This window comes from Flavobacterium aurantiibacter, assembly GCF_002251775.1.
In the GTDB taxonomy this organism is placed as follows: Bacteria; Bacteroidota; Bacteroidia; order Flavobacteriales; family Flavobacteriaceae; genus Flavobacterium; species Flavobacterium aurantiibacter.
In genome coordinates this window covers 1-25619 of record NZ_NOXX01000193.1, presented here as the reverse complement: position 1 = coordinate 25619, position 25619 = coordinate 1, and the positions used below count along the sequence as shown (strand labels likewise).

General features: G+C 40.6%; 22 protein-coding genes. 10 read left to right on the top strand and 12 right to left on the bottom strand.

Features of this window, described 5'->3' with window-relative positions; all coding sequences use genetic code 11:
• Positions 1 to 55 precede the first annotated feature (55 nt).
• Positions 56 to 571 carry a hypothetical protein gene (locus tag CHX27_RS07810; RefSeq protein WP_094486206.1) on the top strand — a complete coding sequence of 172 codons (516 nt, stop codon included), beginning with the start codon at positions 56 to 58 and terminating at the stop codon, positions 569 to 571.
• 41 nt (positions 572 to 612) lie between these two features.
• The gene (locus CHX27_RS07805; RefSeq protein ID WP_094486205.1) at positions 613 to 1293 is read left to right on the top strand and encodes a response regulator transcription factor; all 681 of its coding nucleotides are present in this window, start codon (positions 613 to 615) and stop codon (positions 1291 to 1293) included.
• A 327-nt stretch (positions 1294 to 1620) separates the two neighbouring features.
• On the opposite strand, the gene CHX27_RS07800 is transcribed toward CHX27_RS07805, so the two are convergent.
• On the bottom strand, positions 1621 to 2301 hold the full coding sequence (locus CHX27_RS07800) for a zinc metallopeptidase (protein ID WP_094486204.1): 681 nt from the start codon (positions 2299 to 2301) through the stop codon (positions 1621 to 1623).
• 94 nt (positions 2302 to 2395) lie between these two features.
• Positions 2396 to 5473 (bottom strand): leucine--tRNA ligase, encoded by a 3078-nt coding sequence (locus tag CHX27_RS07795; protein ID WP_094486203.1) that lies wholly within the window; start codon positions 5471 to 5473, stop codon positions 2396 to 2398.
• Positions 5474 to 5628: 155 nt separating this feature from the next.
• On the opposite strand from CHX27_RS07795, the gene CHX27_RS07790 reads away from it, so the two are divergent.
• The 6 genes from CHX27_RS07790 (at position 5629) to CHX27_RS07765 (ending at position 9638) form a co-directional block, all read left to right on the top strand.
• A complete protein-coding gene (locus tag CHX27_RS07790) occupies positions 5629 to 6504 on the top strand; it encodes a cell division protein FtsX (RefSeq protein ID WP_094486202.1) in 876 nt (291 codons plus the stop codon).
• Positions 6505 to 6510: 6 nt separating this feature from the next.
• Positions 6511 to 6753: a DUF3098 domain-containing protein gene (locus tag CHX27_RS07785; protein ID WP_094486201.1), complete on the top strand. Its 243-nt coding sequence runs from the start codon at positions 6511 to 6513 to the stop codon at positions 6751 to 6753.
• A complete protein-coding gene (locus tag CHX27_RS07780; protein WP_094486200.1) occupies positions 6750 to 7553 on the top strand; it encodes an undecaprenyl-diphosphate phosphatase in 804 nt (267 codons plus the stop codon). Before CHX27_RS07785 ends, CHX27_RS07780 begins: the two co-directional genes overlap by 4 nt.
• Positions 7554 to 8270 carry a tRNA pseudouridine(55) synthase TruB gene (truB, locus tag CHX27_RS07775; RefSeq protein ID WP_094486199.1) on the top strand — a complete coding sequence of 239 codons (717 nt, stop codon included), beginning with the start codon at positions 7554 to 7556 and terminating at the stop codon, positions 8268 to 8270. It abuts the gene before it with no gap.
• Between the two features lie 108 nt (positions 8271 to 8378).
• Positions 8379 to 9284 carry an ATP-binding protein gene (locus CHX27_RS07770; RefSeq protein ID WP_094486198.1) on the top strand — a complete coding sequence of 302 codons (906 nt, stop codon included), beginning with the start codon at positions 8379 to 8381 and terminating at the stop codon, positions 9282 to 9284.
• An 84-nt stretch (positions 9285 to 9368) separates the two neighbouring features.
• Positions 9369 to 9638 (top strand): STAS-like domain-containing protein, encoded by a 270-nt coding sequence (locus CHX27_RS07765; protein ID WP_094486197.1) that lies wholly within the window; start codon positions 9369 to 9371, stop codon positions 9636 to 9638.
• Positions 9639 to 9766: 128 nt separating this feature from the next.
• On the opposite strand, the gene CHX27_RS07760 is transcribed toward CHX27_RS07765, so the two are convergent.
• Genes CHX27_RS07760 through rlmN form a run of 3 tightly spaced genes read right to left on the bottom strand, consistent with a single transcriptional unit; the run spans position 9767 to position 12440 of the window.
• Positions 9767 to 10381, bottom strand: coding sequence for a thioredoxin family protein (locus tag CHX27_RS07760; RefSeq protein WP_094486196.1), 615 nt, complete (start codon positions 10379 to 10381; stop codon positions 9767 to 9769).
• Complete coding sequence (locus CHX27_RS07755; protein WP_094486195.1) at positions 10378 to 11355, bottom strand: polyprenyl synthetase family protein; 978 nt, start codon at positions 11353 to 11355, stop codon at positions 10378 to 10380. Before CHX27_RS07755 ends, CHX27_RS07760 begins: the two co-directional genes overlap by 4 nt.
• A gap of 29 nt (positions 11356 to 11384) precedes the next feature.
• Positions 11385 to 12440, bottom strand: a complete 1056-nt coding sequence (gene rlmN, locus CHX27_RS07750) for a 23S rRNA (adenine(2503)-C(2))-methyltransferase RlmN (protein ID WP_094486194.1) — start codon at positions 12438 to 12440, stop codon at positions 11385 to 11387.
• Between the two features lie 24 nt (positions 12441 to 12464).
• On the opposite strand from rlmN, the gene CHX27_RS07745 reads away from it, so the two are divergent.
• Positions 12465 to 12758, top strand: coding sequence for a hypothetical protein (locus CHX27_RS07745; protein WP_133063437.1), 294 nt, complete (start codon positions 12465 to 12467; stop codon positions 12756 to 12758).
• A 441-nt stretch (positions 12759 to 13199) separates the two neighbouring features.
• Here the strand turns inward: CHX27_RS07745 and CHX27_RS07740 are convergent, their stop codons facing one another.
• The 4 genes from CHX27_RS07740 to CHX27_RS07725 are packed head-to-tail and all read right to left on the bottom strand — an operon-like array spanning position 13200 to position 20317.
• Positions 13200 to 14546 carry a restriction endonuclease subunit S gene (locus CHX27_RS07740; protein WP_094486192.1) on the bottom strand — a complete coding sequence of 449 codons (1347 nt, stop codon included), beginning with the start codon at positions 14544 to 14546 and terminating at the stop codon, positions 13200 to 13202.
• Between the two features lie 50 nt (positions 14547 to 14596).
• The gene (locus CHX27_RS07735) at positions 14597 to 15622 is read right to left on the bottom strand and encodes a PDDEXK nuclease domain-containing protein (protein ID WP_094486191.1); all 1026 of its coding nucleotides are present in this window, start codon (positions 15620 to 15622) and stop codon (positions 14597 to 14599) included.
• On the bottom strand, positions 15615 to 17240 hold the full coding sequence (locus CHX27_RS07730; RefSeq protein ID WP_094486190.1) for an HsdM family class I SAM-dependent methyltransferase: 1626 nt from the start codon (positions 17238 to 17240) through the stop codon (positions 15615 to 15617). The genes CHX27_RS07735 and CHX27_RS07730 overlap by 8 nt, the downstream gene beginning before the upstream one ends.
• Positions 17234 to 20317, bottom strand: coding sequence for a type I restriction endonuclease subunit R (locus tag CHX27_RS07725; RefSeq protein ID WP_094486189.1), 3084 nt, complete (start codon positions 20315 to 20317; stop codon positions 17234 to 17236). Before CHX27_RS07725 ends, CHX27_RS07730 begins: the two co-directional genes overlap by 7 nt.
• A 412-nt stretch (positions 20318 to 20729) precedes the next feature.
• On the opposite strand from CHX27_RS07725, the gene CHX27_RS07720 reads away from it, so the two are divergent.
• Positions 20730 to 21050, top strand: a complete 321-nt coding sequence (locus CHX27_RS07720) for a hypothetical protein (RefSeq protein ID WP_094486188.1) — start codon at positions 20730 to 20732, stop codon at positions 21048 to 21050.
• On the opposite strand, the gene accD is transcribed toward CHX27_RS07720, so the two are convergent.
• From accD to CHX27_RS15540, 3 genes are all read right to left on the bottom strand, one after another.
• Entirely contained in the window at positions 21043 to 21897 is an 855-nt protein-coding gene (gene accD / locus CHX27_RS07715) for an acetyl-CoA carboxylase, carboxyltransferase subunit beta (protein ID WP_094486187.1), read from the bottom strand. The two genes, CHX27_RS07720 and accD, sit on opposite strands and share 8 nt — an antisense overlap.
• A gap of 18 nt (positions 21898 to 21915) precedes the next feature.
• Positions 21916 to 22986, bottom strand: coding sequence for a class II fructose-bisphosphate aldolase (gene fbaA / locus CHX27_RS07710; RefSeq protein WP_094486186.1), 1071 nt, complete (start codon positions 22984 to 22986; stop codon positions 21916 to 21918).
• A 113-nt stretch (positions 22987 to 23099) separates the two neighbouring features.
• Positions 23100 to 25619, bottom strand: a 2520-nt coding sequence (locus tag CHX27_RS15540; RefSeq protein ID WP_094486185.1) for a TonB-dependent receptor, incomplete at its 5' end; no start/stop codon positions are given.

The window sequence follows — 25619 nt, the reverse complement described above, 5'->3', positions numbered from 1 at the left end:
CCTGTAAATAGTTACAAAAACAAATCAAGTGTATTAATTTCTAAAAATTCCCAAAATGAAAAACGTATTTAAAATTTCAGTTCTTGCTATCGCAGCACTTTTTATGGTTAATTGTTCCGACGATGATAACTCGGGCGGAGGTTCGGCAAACGGCTGGAGCGTAGGCAGCACTAACTACACCACTTCGGTAACGCAACGATTCTCAACTGGTGACATTGAAAACGCCGTCACGGCCATAGACGTAACGGGCGGTCAAGCAAATTTAAACACAGCAATTATTATCTTTAGCGAAGAAACAGGTATTGCTGCTGGAACGTATCGTATTATTTCGGAAACCGACGGCATGTTGCCCGACGCGAACGAAATAATGATTTCGGCAGGTACAAATTACGACGAAGCAACAGGGCAGTACGGAACAAGTTACTATCCGGTAAGCGGCCAAACCGTAGATGCTACGGTAACAATAACAGGCGGAAAAGCTAAAATAGTAATTCCTCAAATTAATGTTACGCCGATTCCGTTAGGTTCTGGAACTGCAACAACTTTTTCAGGAACTATCATAGAACAGTAAACGGTTTTTATGGGAGCTTCTCTAATGCTAAAACATGCAAAATGAAAAAAATTTCCATTGCTATTGTAGACGATAAACGATTGTTGCGCAATACTTTAACGGAGCAAATTCAATACAATCAGCCCATCGAGGTTTTGTTTACCGCTGAAAATGGAATCGATTTTCTGCAACAAATGGAGAAGCGTCCAAAAAACAGCCAGCCTTTGGTTGTTTTAATGGACATTGAAATGCCCGAAATGGATGGAATCGAAACCGTATTGATCGCCAAAGAAATCTATCCGGATATTCAATTTCTGATGCTTACTGCTTTTAGTGAAGACGAGAAAATTTTCGATGCCGTAAAAGCAGGTGCGAGCGGATATCTGCTTAAAGATGAATCGATTGCGAAAATAATTTCATCTATTTCCGAATTGTTGTACGAAGGTTCAGTTCCTATGTCGCCCATCGTAGCCAAACGAACTTTAGAAATGTTGAAATTTTCCGAAAAATCGTTTCAAAAGACTGAAAATGAGTCGGAATCGGATGTGATTGAATATCTCACGTCTCGTGAACGGGATATACTTCAGGAAATCGTTTCCGGATTAAATTACAAAGAAATAGCCGACAAACTTTTTATTAGTCCACACACCGTACGAAAACACATTGCCAACATCTACGAGAAACTCCACGTTTCCAATAAAACGGCGGCTATAAAAATCGCACTTAAAAAGAAATGGTTTTAGCAGAAATTCTCTTTTAAAATCGATTTCAAAACAAAAAATCCGCCATAGGATTTGTACGTCAACAATCCGATTTTTACTACGAACGTTCGTTAACGTAATTTTTTCGGTAACGATTTTCTGCAAAAGCGATTACCTCCGGTCAGTTCGGCTAAAGCCTCGGGTGCAGCGGAAACCCCACAGCCGCCGGGTGGTTTCCACCGGTGGCGAGGAGTTGCAGCGTAAAGCGCGACGGCAGTGCTTGGGTTTTGGCGTGGGAACTGCCGGTTTGCCCAAATAAAAAAAGCTGCCTTAAAAAGCAGCTTCTGTATTGTTTTTTGAATTTCCGAATTAGCGTCGGTTGGCGTAAATACTGATGTAATACAGCAAAGTTGCAATAGAACCGATGGCCGCTACCACGTACGTGCGTGCCGCCCATTTCAAAGCGTCTTGTGCACCGGCTTGTTCTTCGCGCGTGAGCATACGCTTGTTTTCGAGCCACGCCAACGCACGGTTACTGGCATCGTACTCGACAGGTAACGTAATTACCGTAAAGAGCGTTGTTGCAGCAAAAACGATGATTCCGATAAGCAAAAGCTCTGGAAAGGTTTTGATCATGAGCACACCAGCAAGTAAAATCCATTGCACCATAGACGAGGCAATATTTACGATGGGTACCAGTGTTGAACGCATTTGCAACCAACTGTAAGCTGTTGCGTGTTGTACGGCGTGTCCTACTTCGTGCGCTGCAACTGCTGCCGCTGCCGCATTGCGCTGATTGTAAACGGCTTCGCTGAGGTTCACGGTTTTATCGGCTGGATTGTAGTGATCGGTTAAACGCCCGGGAGTCGAAATAACTCGAACGTCGCGAATGCCGTGATCGGCCAACATTTTTTCGGCGATTTCGGCGCCACTCATGCCGTTGGCCAAGTGTAATTTGCTGTACTTATCGAATTTGCTCTGGAGTCGGTTGCTTACCAACCACGACACCAAGAACAAGATTCCCATTATTAAATAAATTCCTATTCCCATTTTATGTTTATTTTCTTTACGTTTATCAAATTTAGCACCAAATTTTATGTTCTGTCAAGCTGACAGTTGGAATTTGGTGCTTTTTAGCGAAAATTTAGGAAACGATGTTTATAATTTTCCCAGGAACGATAATTACTTTCTTGGGCGTTCGGCCTTCGAGTTGCTTTTCGGTGCGTTCGTCTTGCATGATGCGCAATTCGATTTCTTCGGTGGTTAAATCCATCGGAAGCTCTACGTTAAAGCGGTGTTTTCCGTTAAATGAAACCGGATAGTTCTTGGTAGATTCCACTAAAAACTCCGGATTAAACTTCGGAAATGGTGCAAAGGCAATGCTCGATTGATGGCCCAATTGCTCCCATAATTCTTCGGCGATGTGCGGCGCGTAGGGCGAAATAAGCACGGCTAAAGGTTCTAAAACACTGCGTTCGCGGCATTTCAAGGCTGTAAGTTCGTTAACGGCAATCATAAACTGGCTCACCGAGGTATTAAACGAAAATCCTTCGATGTCGTCTTGCACTTTTTTAATGGTTTTGTGCAGTACTTTCAAAGCTTCGGGCGTGGCAGGCTGTGCCGTAACCGCAAAACCGTTGTCGTCGAAATACAAACGCCACAACTTTTTCAAGAAACTGAACACACCACTAATTCCGGCGGTGTTCCACGGTTTGGCTTGCTCCAGCGGACCCAAGAACATTTCGTACAAACGCAGCGTATCGGCGCCGTATTGCTCGCAAATATCGTCGGGTGTTACTACGTTGTATTTGGATTTCGACATTTTTTCGACTTCGCGAGAAACGATAATCTTATCATCGCTTGCAATAAACTCAGCATTTCTAAAATCACTTAAATGTGAGTGATTTTTTAACTTCTCGATATCTAATTCGTTGGTAACTTCATTAATTAAGGAGATATCAATATGCAATTTTGCTACCGTTATGTGTATTCCACTGATTATGTCTTCTATTTCGGGGTATCGCTTAACTAATGATCTTTCTAGAAAAGGAAAAGAGGAAGCAATTCCTAAAACTTCTCCATTCATTAAGTCTAAACGATTTTCTAAATAATTTTTGGAGACAAATACTTTGTTTCGCTTGTTGTTACAAAATTCTTGTATCCGTTGTTTTTGTTCGGAAGTAAATGTGTTTCCAGATGCGGTAGCGCCAAGACCATCCGAATAGTCAGCGAAATCCAGTCGATGTATGAACGCACTCATTCCCAAAATCATCCCTTGGTTGATGAGCTTCTTGAACGGTTCTTCTTCTTGGATGAAACCGCGGTCTTTTAAGAATTTGTTCCAGAAGCGTGCGTACAGCAAGTGTCCGGTGGCGTGTTCGCTACCACCGATGTATAAATCAACGTTTTGCCAGTATTGTTGCGCTTTCGCGGAAAAGAGTTCGTTTTCGTTTTTCGCGTCCATGTAACGCAACCAGTACCACGAACTTCCGGCCCACCCCGGCATGGTATTTAACTCAAGCGGGAAAATTGTTTGGTTGTCGATGAGTTCGTTGCTTACCACCGTGTTTGTAACCGTATCCCAAGCCCAATGTGTGGCGTTTCCGAGTGGTGGCGCACCGTCTGGCGTTGGTAAATATTTCTCTACTTCAGGTAAAGTGATGGGCAAATGTTCGACAGCGATGGCCTTGGGCAATCCGTCGACATAATAAATCGGGAACGGTTCGCCCCAGTAGCGTTGTCTGGAAAACACTGCATCGCGTAGGCGGTAATTTACTTTTGCTCGTCCGGCGCCCGATTCTTCCAAAGCTTGTATCACTTTTTTCATGGCGGCTTTGTAGTCGAGTCCGTCGAGGAAGCCCGAATTCATTAACGAAAATCCGCCTTTATTGGTAAACGCAGCAGTGTCGGTATCTTGGTCTTCAAAAATTTGTGGAATGGGCAGGTTGAAGAATTTTGCAAAAGCATGGTCGCGTTCGTCGCCCGCCGGAACTGCCATTACGGCACCAGTTCCGTAACCCGCTAAGACGTAGTCGCCAATCCATATCGGAATTTCGGCTCCGGTAAACGGATGTATGGCATAAGCCCCTGTGAAAACTCCGGAAATGGTCTTAACATCGCTCATCCGATCGCGTTCCGATTTTTTAGCAGCGGCTTCTACGTAGGCCTCCACAGCTGCTTTTTGGTCGGCAGTTGTAATATGTGCTACCAACGGATGTTCGGGTGCAAGCGTTAAAAAGCTCACGCCGTATAAAGTGTCCGGACGTGTGGTGAACACTTCAATAAACTGTCCGGTGGTATTGTCGGCATTTAATGCAAAATCTAAATCCAAACCGTCTTGATCGCGCACGGCAAACTGCACCAAGGCACCGGTCGATTTTCCGATCCAGTTTTCTTGTGCGTCTTTAAGCGATTGCGTCCAGTCGATGGTTTGCAAGCCGGAAAGTAAGCGTTCTGCGTAAGCGGAAATACGCATGCTCCACTGTGTCATTTTCTTGCGAATAACGGGAAAGCCACCTCGTTCGGAAACGCCGTTAACAATTTCGTCGTTGGCAAGCACGGTTCCGAGCCCGGGACACCAGTTTACTTCGGTTTCGGCCAAGTAAGTGAGGCGGTATTGCAATAAAATCTGTTCCTTGGTTTCAGGTGAAAAGTGAATCCATTCATCGGCGGTGAATGTGGTAACGTTATCGTCGCAAGCGGCATTAACGTTGGTAGTTCCCGAAGTTTCGAATAAGGAAACGAGTTCGGAAATGGGTCGTGCTTTGTCGGCCGATTTATCATACCACGAATCGAATATCTGTAAGAAAATGAACTGGGTCCATTTGTAATAATTCGGATCGGAAGTACGCACTTCTTTACTCCAATCGAATGAAAAACCGATGCGATCGAGCTGTTGTCGGTAACGCGCAATGTTTTCAGCGGTAGTTTTTTCCGGATGTTGTCCGGTTTGTATGGCGTATTGTTCTGCCGGAAGGCCAAAACTGTCGTAGCCTTGCGGATGCAACACGTTAAATCCTTGATGGCGTTTGTAGCGTGCGTAGATATCGGATGCGATGTAGCCCAGCGGATGTCCTACGTGTAATCCGGCTCCGGAAGGATACGGAAACATATCGAGAACGTAGTATTTTGGCTTTTCGGAATCGTGCGACGCTTTAAAAGTTTCTTCGTCGGCCCAATATTTTTGCCACTTGGCTTCAATTTCGTTTGGTAAGTACTTCATAATTATGGATCGTTGTCGCAACTTTTAACAGGTGGTAGGGATTGCGACAAGTGCGCGCAAATTTAAACTTAATGCCTGAATGTGGAAAGTTTGAAGAACATAATAAACAGTAACCAGATTAGTTTACTATTTTTACCACCAAATTGCGGTTAACAATGGCATCTTCGTACGATAAATTTCAAAAACGCCGACTCATAACGTCTTACTTTTCAGCAGTACTCAGCGTATTTTTGGTGCTGTTTTTATTGGGTGCGCTCGGCTTGTTTGTGATTAATTCCAAAAAATTAGCCGATAATTTTAAGGAAGAAATTGCTGTGACGGTTTTTTTCAAGAACGAAGCCACCGATTCGACATTAACAGCTTTTAGCAACGAGCTAAAAACGGCAAAATTTGTAAAGAAAGCCGTATATGTTTCTAAAGAACAAGCAGCAAAAAATCACTCGGAAGTGGTTGGCGAAGACTTTATTTCGTTTTTGGGCGTCAATCCATTGCAAAACTCATTTGATGTGTATTTGAAAGCCGATTATGTAGTTCGCGACAGTATTGACCGTATTGAAGATCGTTTGCGCAAGAATGAAATGATTGGCGATGTGGTTTACGACAAGCAAATTGTAAAATTGGTGAACGAGAACATCCAGAAAATTAGTTTGTGGATGTTGATTATTTCGGGTGTTTTTGCACTTATTTCTGTTTTGATTATCAACAGTTCGATGCGTTTGTCGATTTACAGCAAGCGTTTCATCATAAAAACCATGCAAATGGTAGGCGCAACAAAAGCGTTTATTCGCAAGCCGTTTATCTGGACCAGCGTGAAGTTGGGAATGATTGGCGGCGTTTTAGCAGTAATTGCTCTAATTGCTTTGCTGTTGTGGATTGATAATGCCAATCCGGGATTAGGCGTTTTAGACGAACCTATTGCTACCGGAATTATCTTATTGGCCGTGTTTGGATTGGGTGTTTTAATCACGTTTGTGAGTACCTTTTTTGCCACACAGCGCTTTTTGAACTTACGAACAGACGATTTATACTAAATCACTATGAAAGAATCTAAAGAAACGCATTTCGTATTCGGAAAACAGAATTACAGATTGTTGTTAATTGGCTGTGCCGTTATCGCCTTAGGTTTTATCCTGATGTCGGGAGGCGGATCGGATGATCCAAATGTTTTTAATCCAGAGATTTTTAATTTCCGACGCATTCGATTGGCACCCACCGTTGTTTTAATTGGTTTTGGCGTGGTTATTTGGTCGATTTTAAAAAATCCTAAAACGGCGAAATGAATTATTTCGAAGCGTTTGTTTTAGCGGTCATTGAAGGTTTAACGGAATATTTGCCCGTATCTTCAACAGCACACATGATTTTTGCGAGTTCGTACTTTCAAATTCAAAACGACGATTTTACCAAACTTTTTCAAGTGTCGATTCAGTTTGGAGCCATCTTGGCCGTGGTTTTTTTATATGCCAAAAAATTCTTCGATTTTACACGTTTGCAATTTTATACCAAACTCGCTCTTGCGGTAGTTCCTGCTTTGGTTTTGGGGAAACTCTTCGACGATTACATCGATGCCGTTCTTGGTGATCCGGTGCCTATTGCAATTGTTTTGATTATTGGCGGCGTTGTTCTGTTGTTTATCGATAGGTTTTTCAAAAACCCCATCATTCACAACGAGCAAGAACTTCCGGTTAAAAAAGCGGTAATCATTGGTTTTTGGCAATGTTTGGCGATGATGCCAGGTACAAGTCGGTCGGCGGCATCAATCATTGGCGGTATGCAACAAGGACTTTCACGTAAAGCAGCAGCCGAGTTTTCGTTTTTCCTAGCGGTACCTACCATGCTTGCCGTTAGCGTGTACAGCATTTTTGTGAAAACCTACGAAGCCAGCGGCAGCAAAGGTTACGAACTTATTTCGGCTACCGAAAACGGCTGGCAGTTGTTTTTAGGTGGAAACGTCGTGGCGTTTATCGTTGCAATTATCGCCATCAAATCGTTTATCGCACTTTTGTTGAAATACGGCTTCAAACTTTGGGGTTGGTACCGCATTATTGCGGGCATTTTACTACTGATTTACTTTACGCGCTAAATGAAAAGTCGCTCATTTACTTCTGAAGGTTTTCTCGAAGGCGAAGTTTTGCTTTTCGATAAACCCTTGCATTGGTCGAGTTTTCAATTGGTGAACAAAGTAAAATGGTTGTTGAAATCGCAGTTGGGTTTGAAGAAAATAAAAGTGGGTCATGCCGGAACGCTCGATCCGCTGGCAACCGGACTCTTGATTGTTTGCACCGGAAAAATGACCAAATCTATCGATACGTTTCAAGCTGAGACTAAGATTTATTCCGGGACGATAAAGTTGGGTGCTACAACGCCTTCGTACGATTTAGAAACGGAAATCGATGCTGTTTTCCCAACCGCACACATTACGGACGAATTTCTTTCCGCGGCAGCAAAATCGTTCGAAGGAACGATACTCCAAAAGCCGCCCATTTATTCGGCGATTAAGAAAGACGGGAAACGTTTGTACGAACATGCACGAGCGGGCGAGACAGTAGAAATTGCGGCGCGTCCGGTGCAGATTTTCGAATTTAAGCTAAACCGCCGTTCGGAAACCGAGCTCGACTTTTGGCTCACATGCAGTAAAGGAACTTATGTGCGTTCGCTGGCGCACGATTTGGGAACGGCATTGCAATCGGGAGCTCATTTAACATCGCTTCGACGCGAAGGCAGCGGTTCGTTTCTGGTAGACGAAGCCTATACGGTTGAGAGCTTTGAGGCAGCACTTATTGCGTCAATAAAAAATTAAATTCTGAACTTACTTTTAGTTTGGAGTTAGTGATTTTTATGGCTTCTAAACTTTAAAAAATTAAGTTCATTTTCTAGTTAAATTTATGGTGTCCAATTGATTTATAGGATGGCATTTTTAATTAGAATTAGGGAGTTAGCTAAATCACACGGTCAGGCTTTAAAAGTTTGCAGTGATCTAGTAAATCAATATAAAATTGTTCCTACAACTGAAGTTAGTATCGATTTTACAAATTGCAACTTCATTTATCCAGACTATGCTTTGCTTTTATTGTGCACAGTAAAGTATTTAGAAAGTCTTGGGTATGTTGTTAGCGGGCGAATTTATGTACAGCAAGCTTCACTTCCAGCAAATTATTTAGCAGGTATGAAATTTTTCGAGGAGTTAAAAGTTCAACTCCCATTTAGTGTTGATAAAGGTAATGATGAAACTTCTGTACAAATTCAAAAATACACTCGGCAAAATCAAATTACTGTTTTACACAGTTTTCTTGGTATTTTGAGAAAAAAAGCTTCAATGCATGAGAATGTTTACGTGAGCTTAGACTATTGCCTTAATGAGATTTTAGATAATGTTCTCAATCATTCTGAACAAAATGAAGGTTGGATTGCAGCACAATATTTTTCAACACTAAATACAATACGGCTAATTGCCTGTGATTATGGAATTGGAGTCCATAAATCCTTAAGCAAGGCCTTTACTTTTACCGAGGAAGAAGCAATTTTGAAATGCATAGAAGAAGGCGTTACTAAAGGAGGTGGACAAGGCCATGGGCTTTATGCAACAGCTGAGTTTATCAAACTCAACAGGGGTTGGATGAGTATTTTTTCTGGAAACAAAACTCTGAGTGTTTCCGAAAATGAGACAGCTGTAAAAGATATTGATTATTGGCAAGGAACCTGCGTTCATATAAGAATTAATACAAATGTAGACGTTGATTATACTTCCTTCACTAGCAAATTTTACGATTACAAAAAACAGGTTTATGAAGATTTGTTTGGCGATAGGGAATAGTATTTGCAGTTTACAAAGTATGTATTACTTTTTACTTTAAAATGTAATACTTTTGTGTTTTATTGTTGGAAACGAATTTTAATCATGAATGCAACTATCCAATTTGGAGATATTGGCTCAAGTCTCGGAACAAGAGATTTAGGAGCACAAGTTCGTACGTCCATTATCGAAAAAATTAATTCAAATGAAAAGGTGTTTCTTGACTTTAAAGGTGTTGAGGTTGTTACCAATTCATTTGCTGATGAATGTTTCAGAAAACTTAGAGAAACTGTTGATAGCGATGTTTTTAGAAAGAAAATTACTTTTCTAAATACAAATGATTTTGTTCAAAGAGTAATCATATCAGCTTTGTAAGCGAGCCAAATTAAATCGTCGAGACTTTTACGGTGACTCTTTTTTAGCGAATGAGATTGATTTGATTTCGAAACAAAGAATCCCCTTTTCAGCTAATCTAACAAAGATATTTTGTCATTTATCTCGCTTTACAACTTCACCAAACTCAAAAACTCCCTTTGAATCAGCATTCCAGCGTCTTTGTTATACCATTTCTGCAGGTGAATTTTTAACTTTTCGTCGATCACGCCGTATTTGTCGCGGTACTGACGCACAATTTCTGCAGCTTCGAACGGGCGTGGTCCGTAGGCCGCATATACTTCAAACGTGTCGGTATCGGTAACTACAATTCGCGGAATCGAACGCGCTTCTCCCGTAAGGAAATAATCCATAAATTCCGGATTTTCATCGCGAAGAACACACTTAAAGCTTACGTTTGGTGCAACCTCGGCCATTTTGTTGATGTACGGCAAGATTTGGGCAGCATCGCCACACCAGCCTTCGGTAATGGCAATCCAGGTTTGGCGGTGCGGAAGTTTTTCGAGCTGAGCGGCAATTTCCGGATAGATTTCAGAAGTTTTGTCGAGTCGCGACATTCGAGCTTCGTTGAGTTCGCTGTATTGCAGCAAATCGGCCGATTGTTTTGGCCCCGTACTTTTCCCTTCGGCAATTAAGTCGGTTACTAATTTACGGTATTCGGCGTAGGAATACGATTTGGATAAGGCGTCTTGAACCAAAGCAGCTGGCGTACTAAAAAACTTCATATTTTTCGATCTATAACGTAGTTTACCATTAATTGTAAGGCGTCGCGGTATTCGTTTTGTGGAAAAGTGAATAAAATGTCGAGCGCTTTTTGCTGATATTCCAACATTTTATTTTCGGCGTAAATCAAACCATTGTTCTCTTTTACAAAAGCGATTACTTCTTTAACCCGTTGTTTATTTTTGTTGTGATTTTTGATGGAATTAATCACCCAATCTTTCGATTTTTTGTCGACCGTATTCAGCACGTGAATCAACGGCAAGGTCATTTTCTGTTCTTTAATATCGATTCCTGTGGGTTTACCAATGGCTTCGTCGCTGTAATCAAACAAATCGTCTTTGATTTGAAATGCCATGCCAATGTATTCTCCGAATAAACGCATTTGCGCCACGACAGCTTCGTCTTGACTCACCGATTGTGCTCCTAAAGCACAGCAGGATGCCACGAGTGTTGCTGTTTTTTTTCGGATGATTTCGTAGTACACATCTTCGGTAATGTCGAGTCGACGCGCTTTTTCAATTTGAAGCAGTTCGCCCTCGCTCATTTCGCGAACAGCGACCGAGATAATTTTAAGCAAATCGAAATCGCCGTTATCAATAGACAGCAGCAAACCTTTTGAGAGCAGATAATCGCCCACCAAAACGGCAATTTTATTTTTCCAAAGTGCGTTTATCGAGAAAAATCCGCGGCGTTTGTTCGAATCGTCAACTACGTCGTCGTGTACGAGTGTGGCGGTGTGAATGAGTTCGATAACGGCAGCTCCGCGAAAGGTACGTTCGTTAACCGAGCCGTTGTTGAGCAATTTGGCACAAAGAAATACAAACATGGGGCGCATTTGCTTGCCCTTCCGATTTACAATGTAGTAGGTTATGCGGTTGAGCAGGGCAACTTTTGAAGTCATCGATTCATGGAACTTCGACTCAAAGCGCTCCATTTCTGCCTGTATTGGCTGCTTGATCTGCTCAGTAATTTTCATAGTTACAAAGGTAGGTAGTCGACCGCTAATCAGGTGTTAATGCTTTGTTCTTTATTTGCTAATTGTCCGCAGGCGGCGTCGATATCTTTACCGCGACTTCTGCGCACTTTCACTACAATATTGTTGGCTTCAAGAGCCGCGATGTAGGCGTTTATCGCTTTTTCATCGGCTTGTTGAAAGCGCTCGTCGTCTATGGCGTTGTATTCAATTAAGTTTACTTTGCAAGGCACGTATTTGCAAAATTGCACCAAGGCGTCGATGGCTTGTTTATGATCGTTAATTCCTTTCCAAACCACATACTCGTAAGTAACCCGACTTTTGGTTTTCTGATACCAATACGCCAAGGCTTGCTTGAGTTCGGTTAACGGAAAGTTTTTGGTAAACGGCATAATTTCGTTCCGAATGTCTTCAACGGCAGCATGCAACGACACGGCGAGTTTAAACTTTACGCCGTCGTCGGCCATTTTCCGAATCATTTTTGAAATTCCGGATGTGGAAACGGTAATGCGTTTGGGCGACATTCCCAGACCCTCGTCGGACGTAATGCGGTCGATAGCGGCCAAAACGTTGTTGTAATTCATCAGCGGTTCGCCCATGCCCATAAAAACGATGTTGGAAAGCGGACGGTTGTAGTACGCGCGGCTTTCGGTATCGATGGCTTTTACTTGATCGAAAATTTCGTCGGCGTTCAGGTTACGCATGCGTTTTAGTCGGGCGGTGGCGCAAAAGTTGCAGTCGAGGCTACAACCCACTTGGCTCGAAACGCAGGCGGTAGTTCGGGTTTCGGTGGGTATAAGTACCGATTCTACAACCAAACCGTCGTGCAGGCGAACGGCGTTTTTCACGGTGCCGTCTTCGCTGCGTTGCATTTGGTCGACGTTAATGTGGCGAATTTCGAAATGCTGTTGGAGTAGCGCGCGGGTTTGTTTGGAAAGGTTGGTCATGTCGTCGAAATCGTGTGCACCTTTCTTCCACAGCCATTCGTACACTTGATTGCCGCGGAACCCTTGATCGCCGGATTGGATAAAGAAATCGCGCAATTGTTCTTTGCTTAACGCGCGAATATCTTTCTTCGTTACTTCCATAATGCAAAGGTACTAAAGCCCGTATTGAAAACAATTGTTTCGACGGTTTTTGATTGTCTTATGCTAGTAGTTTTTGGGCGTACCGGCGGCTCGATTGTTCTTCAAAGAAAATACGTGCAGGCCGCCGTCGCGCTTTTCGTTGCAATACCGCTTGCCAGTACGTGTTTTTGGATGGCTGCGGTTCGGCTTCCGGTGGTCGCCACCCCGAAGCGCCAAAAACTACGCACCGCCGGCGCGGTATTTTCACTGCAATCGCTTACGCGGGTAAGTGCACGGGGGGAAGTTCAACGTCTTGTGCTTATAGAAACTTTTAAATAAATGCTTGCAATTCATATCTAGCTCGAGCTATTGCCCAAGTAAGTATGTTTGTATTAACATTTAGTTCATTTCTCATGGTTCAAAGTTATTCAACTTGATTAATTTTATATTTTTTAAACTTACACTTAAAGTCTTGGTTGGTTCAGTTGTTTGAAATTTTGGCATTTACACGAGGTAACAGTTGTTTTTCTGTCGGAAATTATTTTTAACAAACTAAAAATCAAGAGTATGAAAGAAACAATAATCAAAATCAGCGTCCATTTAATGGTTTCAAGCTTTTTAACAGGGTTTGAATGTTTGATAGTTCAAATTGTAGGTTCACAGGCGCACCCGCTCGACAGGTTCTGTGGCAATTAGAATTCCTTGTGTTGGTCTTCAATTCTGAATTTAACTAGGGAGTGGTAAGGTTCGATTCCTTCGCCTGTCGCAATTAGCCGCACATTATGTGCGGCTTTTTTCATAAGTAGCCGCAGGCTCAGCAGCCATTGACAATTCTGTTTCCATTTCTTCTTTCACCTTCACCTGCCCATTCATTAACATGGGCAATAGCCAATCTCGGAGCTCGGTTAGTTTTTGGTTTTCTGCTAAAGCGGTTTGTTTTTTTTCTTGGGTGTTTTCCATGAAGTTGTAAAATTGGTCAACAATCTTTTCATCAGGAACAACAGTATAATAAGAACTAATGAAGGAATCTAAGAGAAGGTTTTTAATGCCACTTGTTTTGCCTTCGTAGCCAAAGAATACGCCATTATCATATAGGCTATTCCAGTAGTAAACAAAATTGTATAGCAGTTTTTTGTTTCGCATTGAAACAGGTTTACAGAAGTTTGAACAGATTAATGGATGCTCAAACCGGTTGATTGTTGCATCTGTAATGAAAGCCAAACGACCTGTTGATTGTGTTGGACTTCCACCTGAAATTTCAATGATTAAATCATGTGATTTAAGAATCTTAAACGAGTTCTTTTCAAGAATATATCGAACTGGTGGTTTTAATTCATCAAGTCCATTTAAACCATTTATGTCCGCACCTCTGAAACAAATTACTTTTTTAGTGAAGTTTCCTTCTTCTTCTTCTTTGCCCCAATCTCCGCTTTTATCAATATCAATCCATTCAGACATTTTCTGCACTTCCCACCCCGCTGGAATCTCCCGTTTCAATACCTCATTCCAAACCATTTTTCCGCCACTGCTTTTGTACGGCTTGTCGTTTTTATCTGGAAAATCAAACTGCACAAACCAATAATCGTAAAGCGTTTTTGCCATGGCTTCCAACTCGGCATTAATGCGGTTGTTGAGCTCGATTTTGGAGTCGAGTGCGGAAAGGACGGCGGCGATTTTTTGTTGGTCAATAAGACTTTCCGGTACAGTTAATTTTATACTACGTAAATTCTCATTGTAGATTCTTGTTATTGTGCTACCGTGAGTTGTAAACCAAGGCTTCGTTTGAAAAAAATAATAGAGATAATCATTCCGTACTTTCTTCTCATCATTCTCAACCCAAACAATATTAGAGTCTTGAAAATAACCGTCCTCGCCATTATAAATTACAGTTTTACCAATTGTACCAGCCGCTGAAATTAAAATTTCCCCAACTTTAGGAAAAGAGTATTTCTTCCTATACTCTTCATAGTGCTTACGTGAAATAAAGGTGTCCGCCTTCCCTCCAAACGTAGAAATTTTGTAAAAAGGGATTTCCTCATTTTCAAAAGTTTCCTCTTTTAATACCCTTTTGCACATTGAAACTTTTCCAATATCCCTGATATAATATGTTTTAAAGGATTTACTCATACTTCAACCCATTTAATTGTTTCTGAATTTTTTTTTCCAAGGTTTTTAGCCTATTCATATTCTGAATTTAAGCGATTGTTGGCCATGCGTTCTTTGGCTTCCATGCAAATTTGATGTAATTTTTGTTGTAGTTCTTGTTTGCTTGGCATTTCTGTCCAATACTCCGCAACCATAATACCGTCTTTGTGCATTTCCAATAGTTCTACCTGTTCTTTATTACTTTCGGCACATAAGATCAAACCAATGGGTTCGTTTTCGCCTTCTGCTTTTTCGTATTTGTTCAGCCATTTCAGGTATAATTCCATTTGCCCTTTATGTGCCGCTTCAAACTTGCCTAATTTTAGTTCGATGGCTACCAGACGCTTTATCCTACGGTTATAAAACAACAGATCCAAATAAAAATCATCACCATCAATAATCATCCGCTTTTGTCGCTCCATAAAAGCAAAACCTTTGCCCAACTCTAAAATAAAGGCTTCCAATTCATGTAAAATAGCATGCTCCAAATCCTGCTCCAAGTAGGTGTTTTTCAGGTTGAGGAAATCTAAAATGTAGGGATCTTTAAAAGTGTTTACCAGTTCGGGTTTAGTAGCAATCAGCTGGGAGTTGGCTATTTCGTGGCGTTCAAAAGATTTTTTAGCGATTTGGTTGCGCAACTCGCGTTTGCCCCAACCTTCTTCCATTGCTTTCTGGGCATAAAACATTCTCGCTTCGTTGGTTTTCAGCGGAATAAGAATTAAAAAATGGCTCCAAGTCAATTGTCGTGCCAGTGGAACGACAATTGAGGAATCGGTAAATTGTTGTGCAAACTGGAGCATTCTACGAAGATTTTTCTCTTCAAAACTTCGCCCGTACTTAGCTGTTAATTGTGCCGAAAGTGTAGGCAAAATTTGCTTGCCGTAATCGGCTCGTTCTTTGTTCAACACCTCCTCATTAATACGTTTACCTAGTTGCCAAAACAATAGGGTTAAGGTGCTGTTTGCGGCAACAGCAATTTTCTGCCTGCTTGCTTCAATTAATGCTGAAAGCTCGCTAAACAAACTATGATTCTGCAATGGCTCTACCGCTTTATTCATACTTCAACCTATTTAATTGTTTCTGAATTTCTTTTTCCAAGGTTTTAGATTCAGCGAAAAGGTTGTCCAAATTCATTTTAAAGCCGTTCATTTTGGTTTCAAATTCGGCAGGTGTAATATCGGTGTATTCAATCTTTACTTCAAAATATTGACCGGCACTAAAGCTGTAGTTTTTTTCTTTTATCTGCTCGTAGCTAACTACTACAGTAAAATCTTCTTTGGCTTCGTGTTTGTTAAAGGTTTCAATTATCAGTTGCTCTTCTTCGTCAGACAGCAAAGTCTTTTGGTTCTTGCCATCTTTGACTGTAGTGCCTAGTTTTGAGGCATCCATTAGTACAATATCGCCTTTCGTATTTGCTTTGTCCAAAAATAAAATTGATACGTTGGTGCCTGTAGTGGCAAAAATATTGCTCGGCATGCTTACCACACCACGCAGCATTTTTTGTTCAACTAAACGTTCACGTATTTTCTTTTCAATGCCACTTTGTGCGGTTATAAATCCAGTAGGCACAACTATAGCTGCTTTGCCTTTATCACTCAGCGAAAACATGATGTGCTGAATGAACAAAGGATAAATCGCCATTTTGTCTTTATCCTTTTTAGGAATATTTGGAAAGCCAGCAAAAAAGCGTTCTTTGTTTTGTTTTGTGTCCAGACTGGAAACGTATTCGCTAAAATCCAACTTAAAAGGTGGGTTGGATACAATGTAATCGAAGGTCATCAGCTTATCACCCACCTTGTGGTAAGGCGTAAGCATAGTATTGCCTTGTATGATATTTTGAATAGAATGAACCAAGTTGTTCAATATCAAATTCAAACGCAGCATACTTGTAGACTTTTGCGATATGTCTTGTGAGTAAATAGTGCAGCGGTCTTCACCAATGGCGTGTGCTAAATTCATTAACAAGGTTCCGGATCCCGCCGACGGATCGTAACACGTAACATTGCTAACGGGTTTGTCTACTAAAATAGAAGCCATGATTTTCGAAACGGCATGCGGTGTATAATATTCAGCGTATTTACCGCCACCGTCTTTGTTATAATCTTTTATGAGATACTCAAAAATCGTCGAAAAGAAATCGAACTTTTGATTGAAAATCTTTTCAAAACTAAAATTAACTAATTGATTTACAATTGCTTTACAAAAATTATCTCGTTGGCTGCTATCGGTAATGTAGTTGCTCAATTCATCGAACAGTATAATTTTGGCACCCGTTCCCGTTTTGACAGAAAAAATATCATTGTTAAAAATTGCAATATCACGAAGGATGTCGTCAAATAATTTTGCGAACTCTTCCTTGTCTTGCTTGTTATAGAGATTTGCCAAAAAATGTTCTCTCTTCAATTTAGCATTTTCGGGCTTCATGCGAAGCAATAACATTTCGTATTGCTCGTCGGTGTACTTTGAAATTTCTTTTTCCCAACTCTCGGCTTGTGCTAATTTGGGCTCCAGCTGTTTTACTTCATATCCGAACTTATCATTCATGAATTTATAAAGAAAAACCTGAGTGATTATTTTAAATTCATTACCATCATTTCCTAATCCATAAGTGGTACAAATACCTTTGAGGTTATCAATCAGTTCTTTTGTTTTTGCCGTAAAATCTATTGCTACCATGCTCTATTACCTTGATATTCGTTCATGTATTCTTTTACTAAACAAGTATTTATGTACTTAGCAGATTCAGAGTCTAGTTCTATCTTGTTTTTTCCAAAGCTACTAATCACCATTTGAATTAAAAGTTGATCGAAGTAACTTTCATTATTTAGCATTTTAGTATTAATTAGCACTTTTTCATCGACTTGATTTTTTATTTCGGTTAAGGTCTCGCAAATTTCGCTTTCTCGTTTCGAAATTGTGCCCTTCTCTATAATACGTTTATGAAGTCTAGCGTATTTGGCATCATTCTCATATTTCGCTTTTAATAAATTATTTTTTCGATTGAGTTCGGTTACTTTGTCGTATATCTTTTGTAACGAACCAATGTTTTGTCTCATATCATCTTGAGATATTTCATCCAGATTCTTTTTGTTAAATAATCGTTTCAATTCCTCATATAAATTTACAAACTGCGGATCAACGGGATCGAAATTACCACTTAACGCTTCACGGGTTTTACGAAGCATGTCCTTTAACTGGTCGGCGATGAGCATTTCTTCTTCCGAAATTTTTCGAAACATGAAAATCACATTTTCCAGTGCAACATTAAGCAAGTTAGAAGTGTCAACATTGTTTTCAATATTGTTTTTGAGATTTAACAAATCTAGGTGCCTTGCCGCTTCATTGTAAAGTTGATTGAGTTTTTTGAAGTCAATTTTTTCCAGTAAATCAAAATGACCTTCTAAACGGATGAGGTTGTATAAGTTTTTGGCAACTTCTAAGGCTTTCTTAATTTCTAAAACTTGTTGCCGGTCAGCAATCTCACTAATTTGTTGCGAGAATATTTCTGCATTTCGCAAGTCGTAGTGAAACAACTTTTCTTTGATGTTCTTAATCTCTTCCTCAATTTCTTCTCTAGACTTAAAGAGGTTGGAGTAGTTTTGCATTTCATCGCCTAATTCCGCCTGTAACTCGTCAAAATAAGCTCTATTTGTTTCGTTAAATTCCTTAGTAATATCTGCAAAATCAACAACGTATCCGTATTTAAATTTTTTATAAGGACGATTTACTCGAGTTAGTGTTTGTAGTAAATTGTGATTTTTGATAATTCTACCGATATATAATTTTTTTAGACGTTTGGCGTCAAAGCCAGTGAGCAACATATTATATACGAACAGAATATCGATTTTCCCGTTTTTGAAATCTTCAACCTCGTTTTTACGGTCTTCCTTAGAGCCGATGTCATGTAAAATCAGAGACGCTACTAACGGTTTGCGCTCACTATTTGTGTACGAATCATATTCAGCTGGCGCTTCAGCTGCCATCATTAAAGGCTGGACTTCTTCGACAGTTCTTTGATTGGGATTGTATTTATTAATGAATATTTCAAATAACTTCCGGGCTTGATCAGCACTATCGCAAACAACCATGGCACCAATTGAGTGATCACCAAAACGAATTCTACTTTTGATAAAGTCTTGAATAATGTAATCTAGCATTGGTTCTGCAAACTTTGCGTGAGCATAAATAACTCGTTTGTCGGCATCGCCTTTTAGAATTTCAACTTCTTTCAATGCCTCTTTTAATTGAAACTTATAGGTAGTTTCAATATCCTCACGAATGAGTTTTAATGTGTAGCCGTCAGCGATAGAATCATTGTAATAATACTTATGAATATAATCTCCAAAAGTTTGACGCGATGTTCTGTCGTTTCCGATTAACGGGGTTCCAGTTAAACCTATAATAATTGCATTTCTATCTGAATTTAAAAGATTAGCTAGAAAACTTCCCGTTGGATTGTAACTTCGGTGAACCTCATCTAAGAAGTATATTCTTTGCGTGTTTATGTCGTAATCATTTGCCTTAAAAACATCGTCATCGTCTTTAAATTTTTGAATATTTACGACGGTGATCTCACGTTTTCCTACTAAGTTGTGAATAGCTTGTTGCGTTTTGAAATTACGTAGTAGCTCTTCTTTTGAATTTACGGTATGTACGATTAATCCGCGACTATTAAATTCCTTTTTTGCCTGCTCCAGTAAATCTATTCGGTCTACTATAAAGTAAAATTTTGGAACAATGTTTTTTCGCTGGAAATAATCGGTTAAGTATTTTACGTTGTAATACGAGAGTGCTGTTTTACCACTTCCTTGCGTATGCCAAATAATGCCTTTTTTAATTCCTGCATCTAGTTTGCGTTCTATTGCTTTGGTAGCAAAAATCTGCGGATAACGCATAATGTGCTTTTCCAAACCTTTCTCTTCGTTCACATATGCAATACCGTACTTAAGAATCATTGCAAAACGATCTTTGCTAAAAAGTGAAGTCAGAATCCTATTGGTAGGAGTATTCGGTTCTTTATTCGTAATAAACTCAGGCGAATGTTTAATAGCTGAAAGATTATTGTCTTTCAGAACCAAATTTTCCAAGTCATCATCTTCCGTTTTTAAAATGTTCGCCAAATCAAATTTCTCGCCCTCTCTAAAACAGTTAAAGTTAGCTGAGCTGTATGAAGTAGATGTGTAAAATGCACCTTGTATCGGTTCAATGGATTCACGATCATACTCCATATTATTCGAGAATACGAGCACCTGAGAAATATTGATGAACTTTCGGAACTTTTTATTCTTGAAACGTACATTTATACGGTCTCTTTCCTGTAGAATACCTTCGTGATTGTTTGGTTTCTTAACTTCTATAAAAGCTAAAGGCATACCATTTATCAATAAGGTAATATCAGGTCTAAATTCATCGTCCCCGTTTTTGTAGGTGAGTTCGGTAATAACGTGAAATGAGTTGTTGTCAAAGTCGGTAAAATCAATGAGTTTTATTCCTGAATTTGATACGAGCATTTTGTAGAATGCCTCACCCAAGTCTTCATTATCGAGAACTAGTATGATGTCTTCGAGTAAACGTTTGACGTCATTTGGTTCTAAATGAGGGTTGATTCGTTGAATGTTTTCAGTAAATATGTCTACAAAAATGTTAGTTTCGAAATCCCACTGTGATTTAGAAAGAGATAAATATTTATAACCTAATCTGCAAAGATGTAATATGGCTGGAATTTTTACCCGTGTATTCTCGTTAAAGGCCATCTTCTAGTTTCATTTTTTTGCAAGTTAGTTATTATCGTCGTTTCTCGTTATTTCGCAACTACCAAAACTAAATGCTATATGCGAAAGTTCGCCGATAGTGACCGCAAAATAGCATCGCAGTAAAACTAAATTTCTAAAATCTGTGCTTTTTTATCATTGTCAAAAGATGCAATACTTGAGGATGCTACTGGAATTCGGTTAATTTGTGTTTCTACTACTTCTGAAACTACGACAGGTAGTTTTTTCTTAATTCTGTGGTGTAATATTGTTGCTTTTTGCTTTGTTCAATTAAACTAAATGAGCTCGTTAACCAATCGATTTTCATTTCAATTTACCTTTTGATTATTTCAAATCAAACCATTTTAATCACTTCAAACACTTTTCCAATTTTCATTCCCAAAAAGCCACAGGTATGCAAGACTTGTCAATTTTTTTAGGTTTTATAGTAACGAAATATTTATACGTTCTTACCCAAATTTTGATTTTCGGGAACGCATCTTTCCAGCACTTCTTTCGCGTTAAGGACAGCAGCGGCATCCCCAAAAACGGGCTGGGAGTGGGGTTGAGGTTTTTGGGATACAGCGCATGGCCTGACCGGCGGTTTTTTGCGGCTGTGCCCCAAGGCCTGCCGGAAAAAAGTGCAGGGAACGCCCAAAAAATCAGGAAAAGTTCGATAAATCGAAAAGCTTGTGCAAAAAAAATCGACTCCGGAGAGTCGATCGTTTTTATCTAATTTCTTGATTTTGAATTAAATCAATGAAAAGGTTGATTTTGTTTTTGAGTTCCTTTCGCTGAACGATGAAATCGAGGAAACCGTGCTCGAGCAGGAATTCCGACGTTTGGAAACCTTCGGGTAAATCTTTTCCGGTGGTGTCTTTTACTACACGCGGACCCGCAAAACCGATTAAGGCTCCCGGCTCGGCGATATTCACGTCGCCCAACATCGCGTACGAAGCTGTAGTTCCGCCGGTAGTCGGGTCGGTACACAACGAGATGTACGGCAATTGCGCTTCGGCCAACTGCGCCAATTTAGCCGATGTTTTAGCGAGCTGCATCAACGAATACGCAGCTTCCATCATGCGCGCGCCGCCCGATTTAGAGATCATCACAAACGGCAAACGATTTTTGATGGCGTAATCGATACCGCGGGCAATTTTTTCACCCACAACGGCACCCATCGAACCTCCGATGAAGGCAAAATCCATACAGCAAACTACCAAGTCTTTGCCTTTCGACTTACCAACGGCAGTGCGCACGGCATCTTTCAATTTGGTTTTTTCCTGAGCGTCTTTGAGTCGATCGGAATATTTTTTCGTGTCGAAAAAGTGCAGTGGATCTTTAGAAGTCATGTTCGCATCGAGCTCTTTAAACTCGTTGTTGTCGAACAAGATTTCGAAGTATTCTTTACTTCCGATACGCACGTGAAAGCCGTCTTCGGGGCTTACATATAAGTTGCGAGCGAGTTCATCGGCGTCGATAATTTTTCCGGTAGGCGATTTGTACCAAAGTCCTTTCGGAACGTCTTTTTTATCTTCTGTAGGCGTTTGAATTCCCTTTTCTGTTCTTTTAAACCATGCCATAAGACGAGAATTTTAGAATTAAGCGAGGGTGTTTACGTTGTTTAAGTCGGCAAATGCTTCTTCCAAACGTTTGATGAAAGTTACTTCGCCTTCGCGAACCCATTTACGCGGATCGTAGTGTTTTTTGTTTGGAGCATCGTCGCCGGTTGGGTTACCGATTTGCGTTTTCAAATAATCGATGTTGTTAACCATGTAATCGCGAATTCCTTCGGTGTAAGCGAACTGCAGGTCGGTATCGATATTCATTTTCACAACGCCGTAGCTGATTCCTTCGCGGATTTCCTCGAGTGTTGAACCCGAACCGCCGTGGAATACAAAATCGACAGGATTGTGACCGGTATTGAATTTATGCTGCACGTAATCTTGCGAATTTTTCAAGATTTTCGGTGTCAGTTTTACGTTTCCTGGTTTGTACACGCCATGTACGTTTCCGAAAGCGGCTGCAATGGTAAAACGCGGACTCACTTTCATCAGTTCTTCGTAGGCGTAAGCTACTTCTTCGGGTTGCGTATAAAGTTTAGAGCTATCTACGTCTGAATTATCAACGCCGTCTTCTTCGCCACCGGTAATTCCGAGTTCGATTTCGAGCGTCATATTCATTTTGCTCATGCGAGCTAGGTATTCTTTACAGATTTCGATGTTTTCGTGAAGTGGTTCTTCAGAAAGATCGATCATGTGTGAGCTGAAAAGCGGTTTTCCAGTAGCGGCGAAGTGTTTTTCGCTGGCATCTAGGAGTCCGTCGATCCAAGGAAGGAGTTTTTTTGCACAGTGGTCGGTGTGAAGAATTACGGTTGCTCCGTAAGCTTCGGCGAGCGTATGTATGTGTAAAGCTCCAGCTATTGCTCCGGCGATTGCCGATTTTTCGTTTTCGTTTTTGAGGCCTTTTCCGGCATTAAACTGGGCGCCTCCGTTTGAAAACTGAATAATTACGGGTGCTTTTAACTTCGCAGCTGTTTCAAGTACGCCGTTTATGGTACTGGAACCTACTACGTTTACTGCAGGTAAGGCAAAGTTTTTTTCTTTTGCAAGCTTAAAAATTGCTTGAACTTCATCTCCGGTAGCTACGCCAGCTTTAATGTTGTGCGCCATTATTCAGGTCTTTTTAAATTAAGGTTACAAAAGTAAGAAAACCGAATCGAATGGCAGATGCTGGGATGCCGAAAATGTGCCGAAGCTACAAACCAACATTGACTTCGAGTAATTTACAACTTATAGCTTATCGACAGCATCACGATTCTTGGTAGTACAAAGACTTCATTTTCGCTAATCATAAAGTCGGAGAAATTGTAGGAAAATTTCGATTGTATGTTGAATAAGTTGTGGGCTTTAAGCTCGTAGCTGAAGGCTTTGTTTTTTCGTTGGTAGCGCAACGATGCATGAGCTAATTCGAAGGCATTACGTTGTCCGGTGTTGTTGGTGTTTTGCAGATATTCGTAATCGAAGTTTACGATAAAACTTTTGAAAAATGTGTGTTCAAACGAGCCGTTCCAGGTATCTGAAGAAAAATCGGCACGCGTTATTCCTGAAAACTGACTGAAAGTTTTGTTGTATCCAATTTCGATTACCGGCCACTTTTTGTTAGCTGTTCGAATAGATAAGCCGAGTATTTGATTGTTTCTTTGATTCTCGGTTTCCACATCATTTAGTTCTTGCAGGTAAGAGAACCAAGATAAGGCTGCGTTTGCTTTTAGGGTGAATTTGTATATTTTCTTAGAAATCATTCCGGAAAAACGGTAGTTCGTTTCCGGGTTATCGGTAAGAATTGGTGTTGTAAATTGGTTGATGCCTTGCAATTGAACCTCATTTCTAAGGGTTCGAACTTTTTTATTGAACGAGGCTACAGCGTTTAGAAAAAGGCCGCGGTACATACTCATTTTGGTATAGATGAGGCTTGCGGTGTGAAAGCGCTCGTTATTTAAAAGTGCATTTCCTTTAAAAACAGCATTGTAGTTTTGGAGCACAAATTTGTCAGCAAACTGGCTTACGTCGGCAAAGGTATTTCGGAGTGCGTAATTGCCGGAAAGCGATTCGGCGGTATTAAAATCGTAGGTTAGGTTTACTTGCGGTTGCGGTAATACTTTGGTGAGTTTTTGATTGCCGTTTTCTTGTTCGGTTTGTAAGGTAAAGTGATGCGCGAATAGGGCAGGTTTGCCGGTTAGCTTTCCGATTTTGAATTTGTATTCAAGACCAATTTTGGCTTCATTGAGTTGGTAGGTAATGTCGTTTCCAAAATTAGCCGAGGAAAAGTCGTTAATCGTGCCGTTGGTTAGTCGTTGTTTTTCGTTGGTCGTGTACGAAGCGTTTGTGTAGGTATTTCCAAAAATGGTATATAAATGATTGAAATTGTTGAAAATGTGATACTGCTTGAACAACAAATCGATGGTATTGTTGGTTTGTTGTTTTATCTGATTGATCTGGTAAGCAGTGTCGGTTTGCAGCGGAATGAGTCCTTGTAGAAATTGGTTGTTCGTAAACCAAGTGGTTTGTGGCGTTGTTTTTTCGTAGGTATGATTGATAACGAGCGTACTGGTATTTTTATCGCTGTGGTTTTTGTGCCATTCAACAAATTGTTTTACTGAGGCATTATCGGCAGTGGCAATAGTTAAAAAGTTAGTGTTGGCCAAGTTGGTTTGCGAGTTTATTGCGTTGTCGTTGTTGTTTTGCGAGGCATCGGCGTGGATGTTGTAGTACCATTTTTCCTTTTTGGATGGCGAGTAGTCGAATTTTAAGTTGAGTAAGCCTAAGGTATTGGTGCTGCTGTTTTTTTGAAGAAGATTTTCGAACGTCAGCGCATCGTTTTTAAGATATTGATTTTCGGTAGTTGATTGTGCGCGTAGAAAAGTTTTAGAGAAAATTCCGAAACCGCTGATGTCGAGTTTGTTCGACGCTTGAAAACTGTAGTTGAGTGCGGCGAATTGCGATTTATTTTCGATAACGTCGGTATTTTCGTTTGTGAAATCATAGAGGTTTGTAAGCGCAGGTTTGTTGCTTAGGAACGTACTTACGCCGCCTTGAAAACGCATTAAATCTTCGAAAGTAAAGGTGCTGTTGCCGATGTTATTGGAATCGCCGATGAAGCTCAGATTCATTTTTGGACTGTAGTAAAACAAGCCTGCGTGCAGCAAGTTGTAGTTGGTTTCGTTGGCCACGGCTGCGGCAGCTTCGAGATCTCCAAAAACAAATTTTTTCTTGTCTTCTTTGAGTTTTACGTTCATGGCGAGTTCGTCGCTGTCGGAAACTTGTTTGAGTGCACCAACTTGATTGAAATGATCTATGACTTCAATTTTGTCGAGCGCATCGGCGGGAATGTTTTCAACGGCTAATTTACTGCCACCGCCGAAAAAGGATTTATTTTCGACAAGCATTTGGGTAACGCGTTTGCCTTGCACGGTTACGTTTCCGTTTTTATCGACTTCAACGCCGGGGAGTTTTTCGAGAACTTCGCGCATTTTTCGTTCGTTGCCGTTGGCGAAGGCTTTAACGTCGTAGATAAGCGTATCTTTCTTAACAACTATGGGTTTATAGTCGTAGTTGATGACAACTTCTTTTAGTGTTTCGCCGGTTCCTTGGAGTTTAAAATTCAGGCTTTCAGGGTAGGAAATGCCGTCGAGTTTAATGATTTGTTCTTTGTAACCCATGTAGGAAACGGATACGTCGTAAGGAACGCCAGTTTCTAGTTCGATTTTAAAACGTCCTTTATTGTCGGCAATGGCGAACTTAAT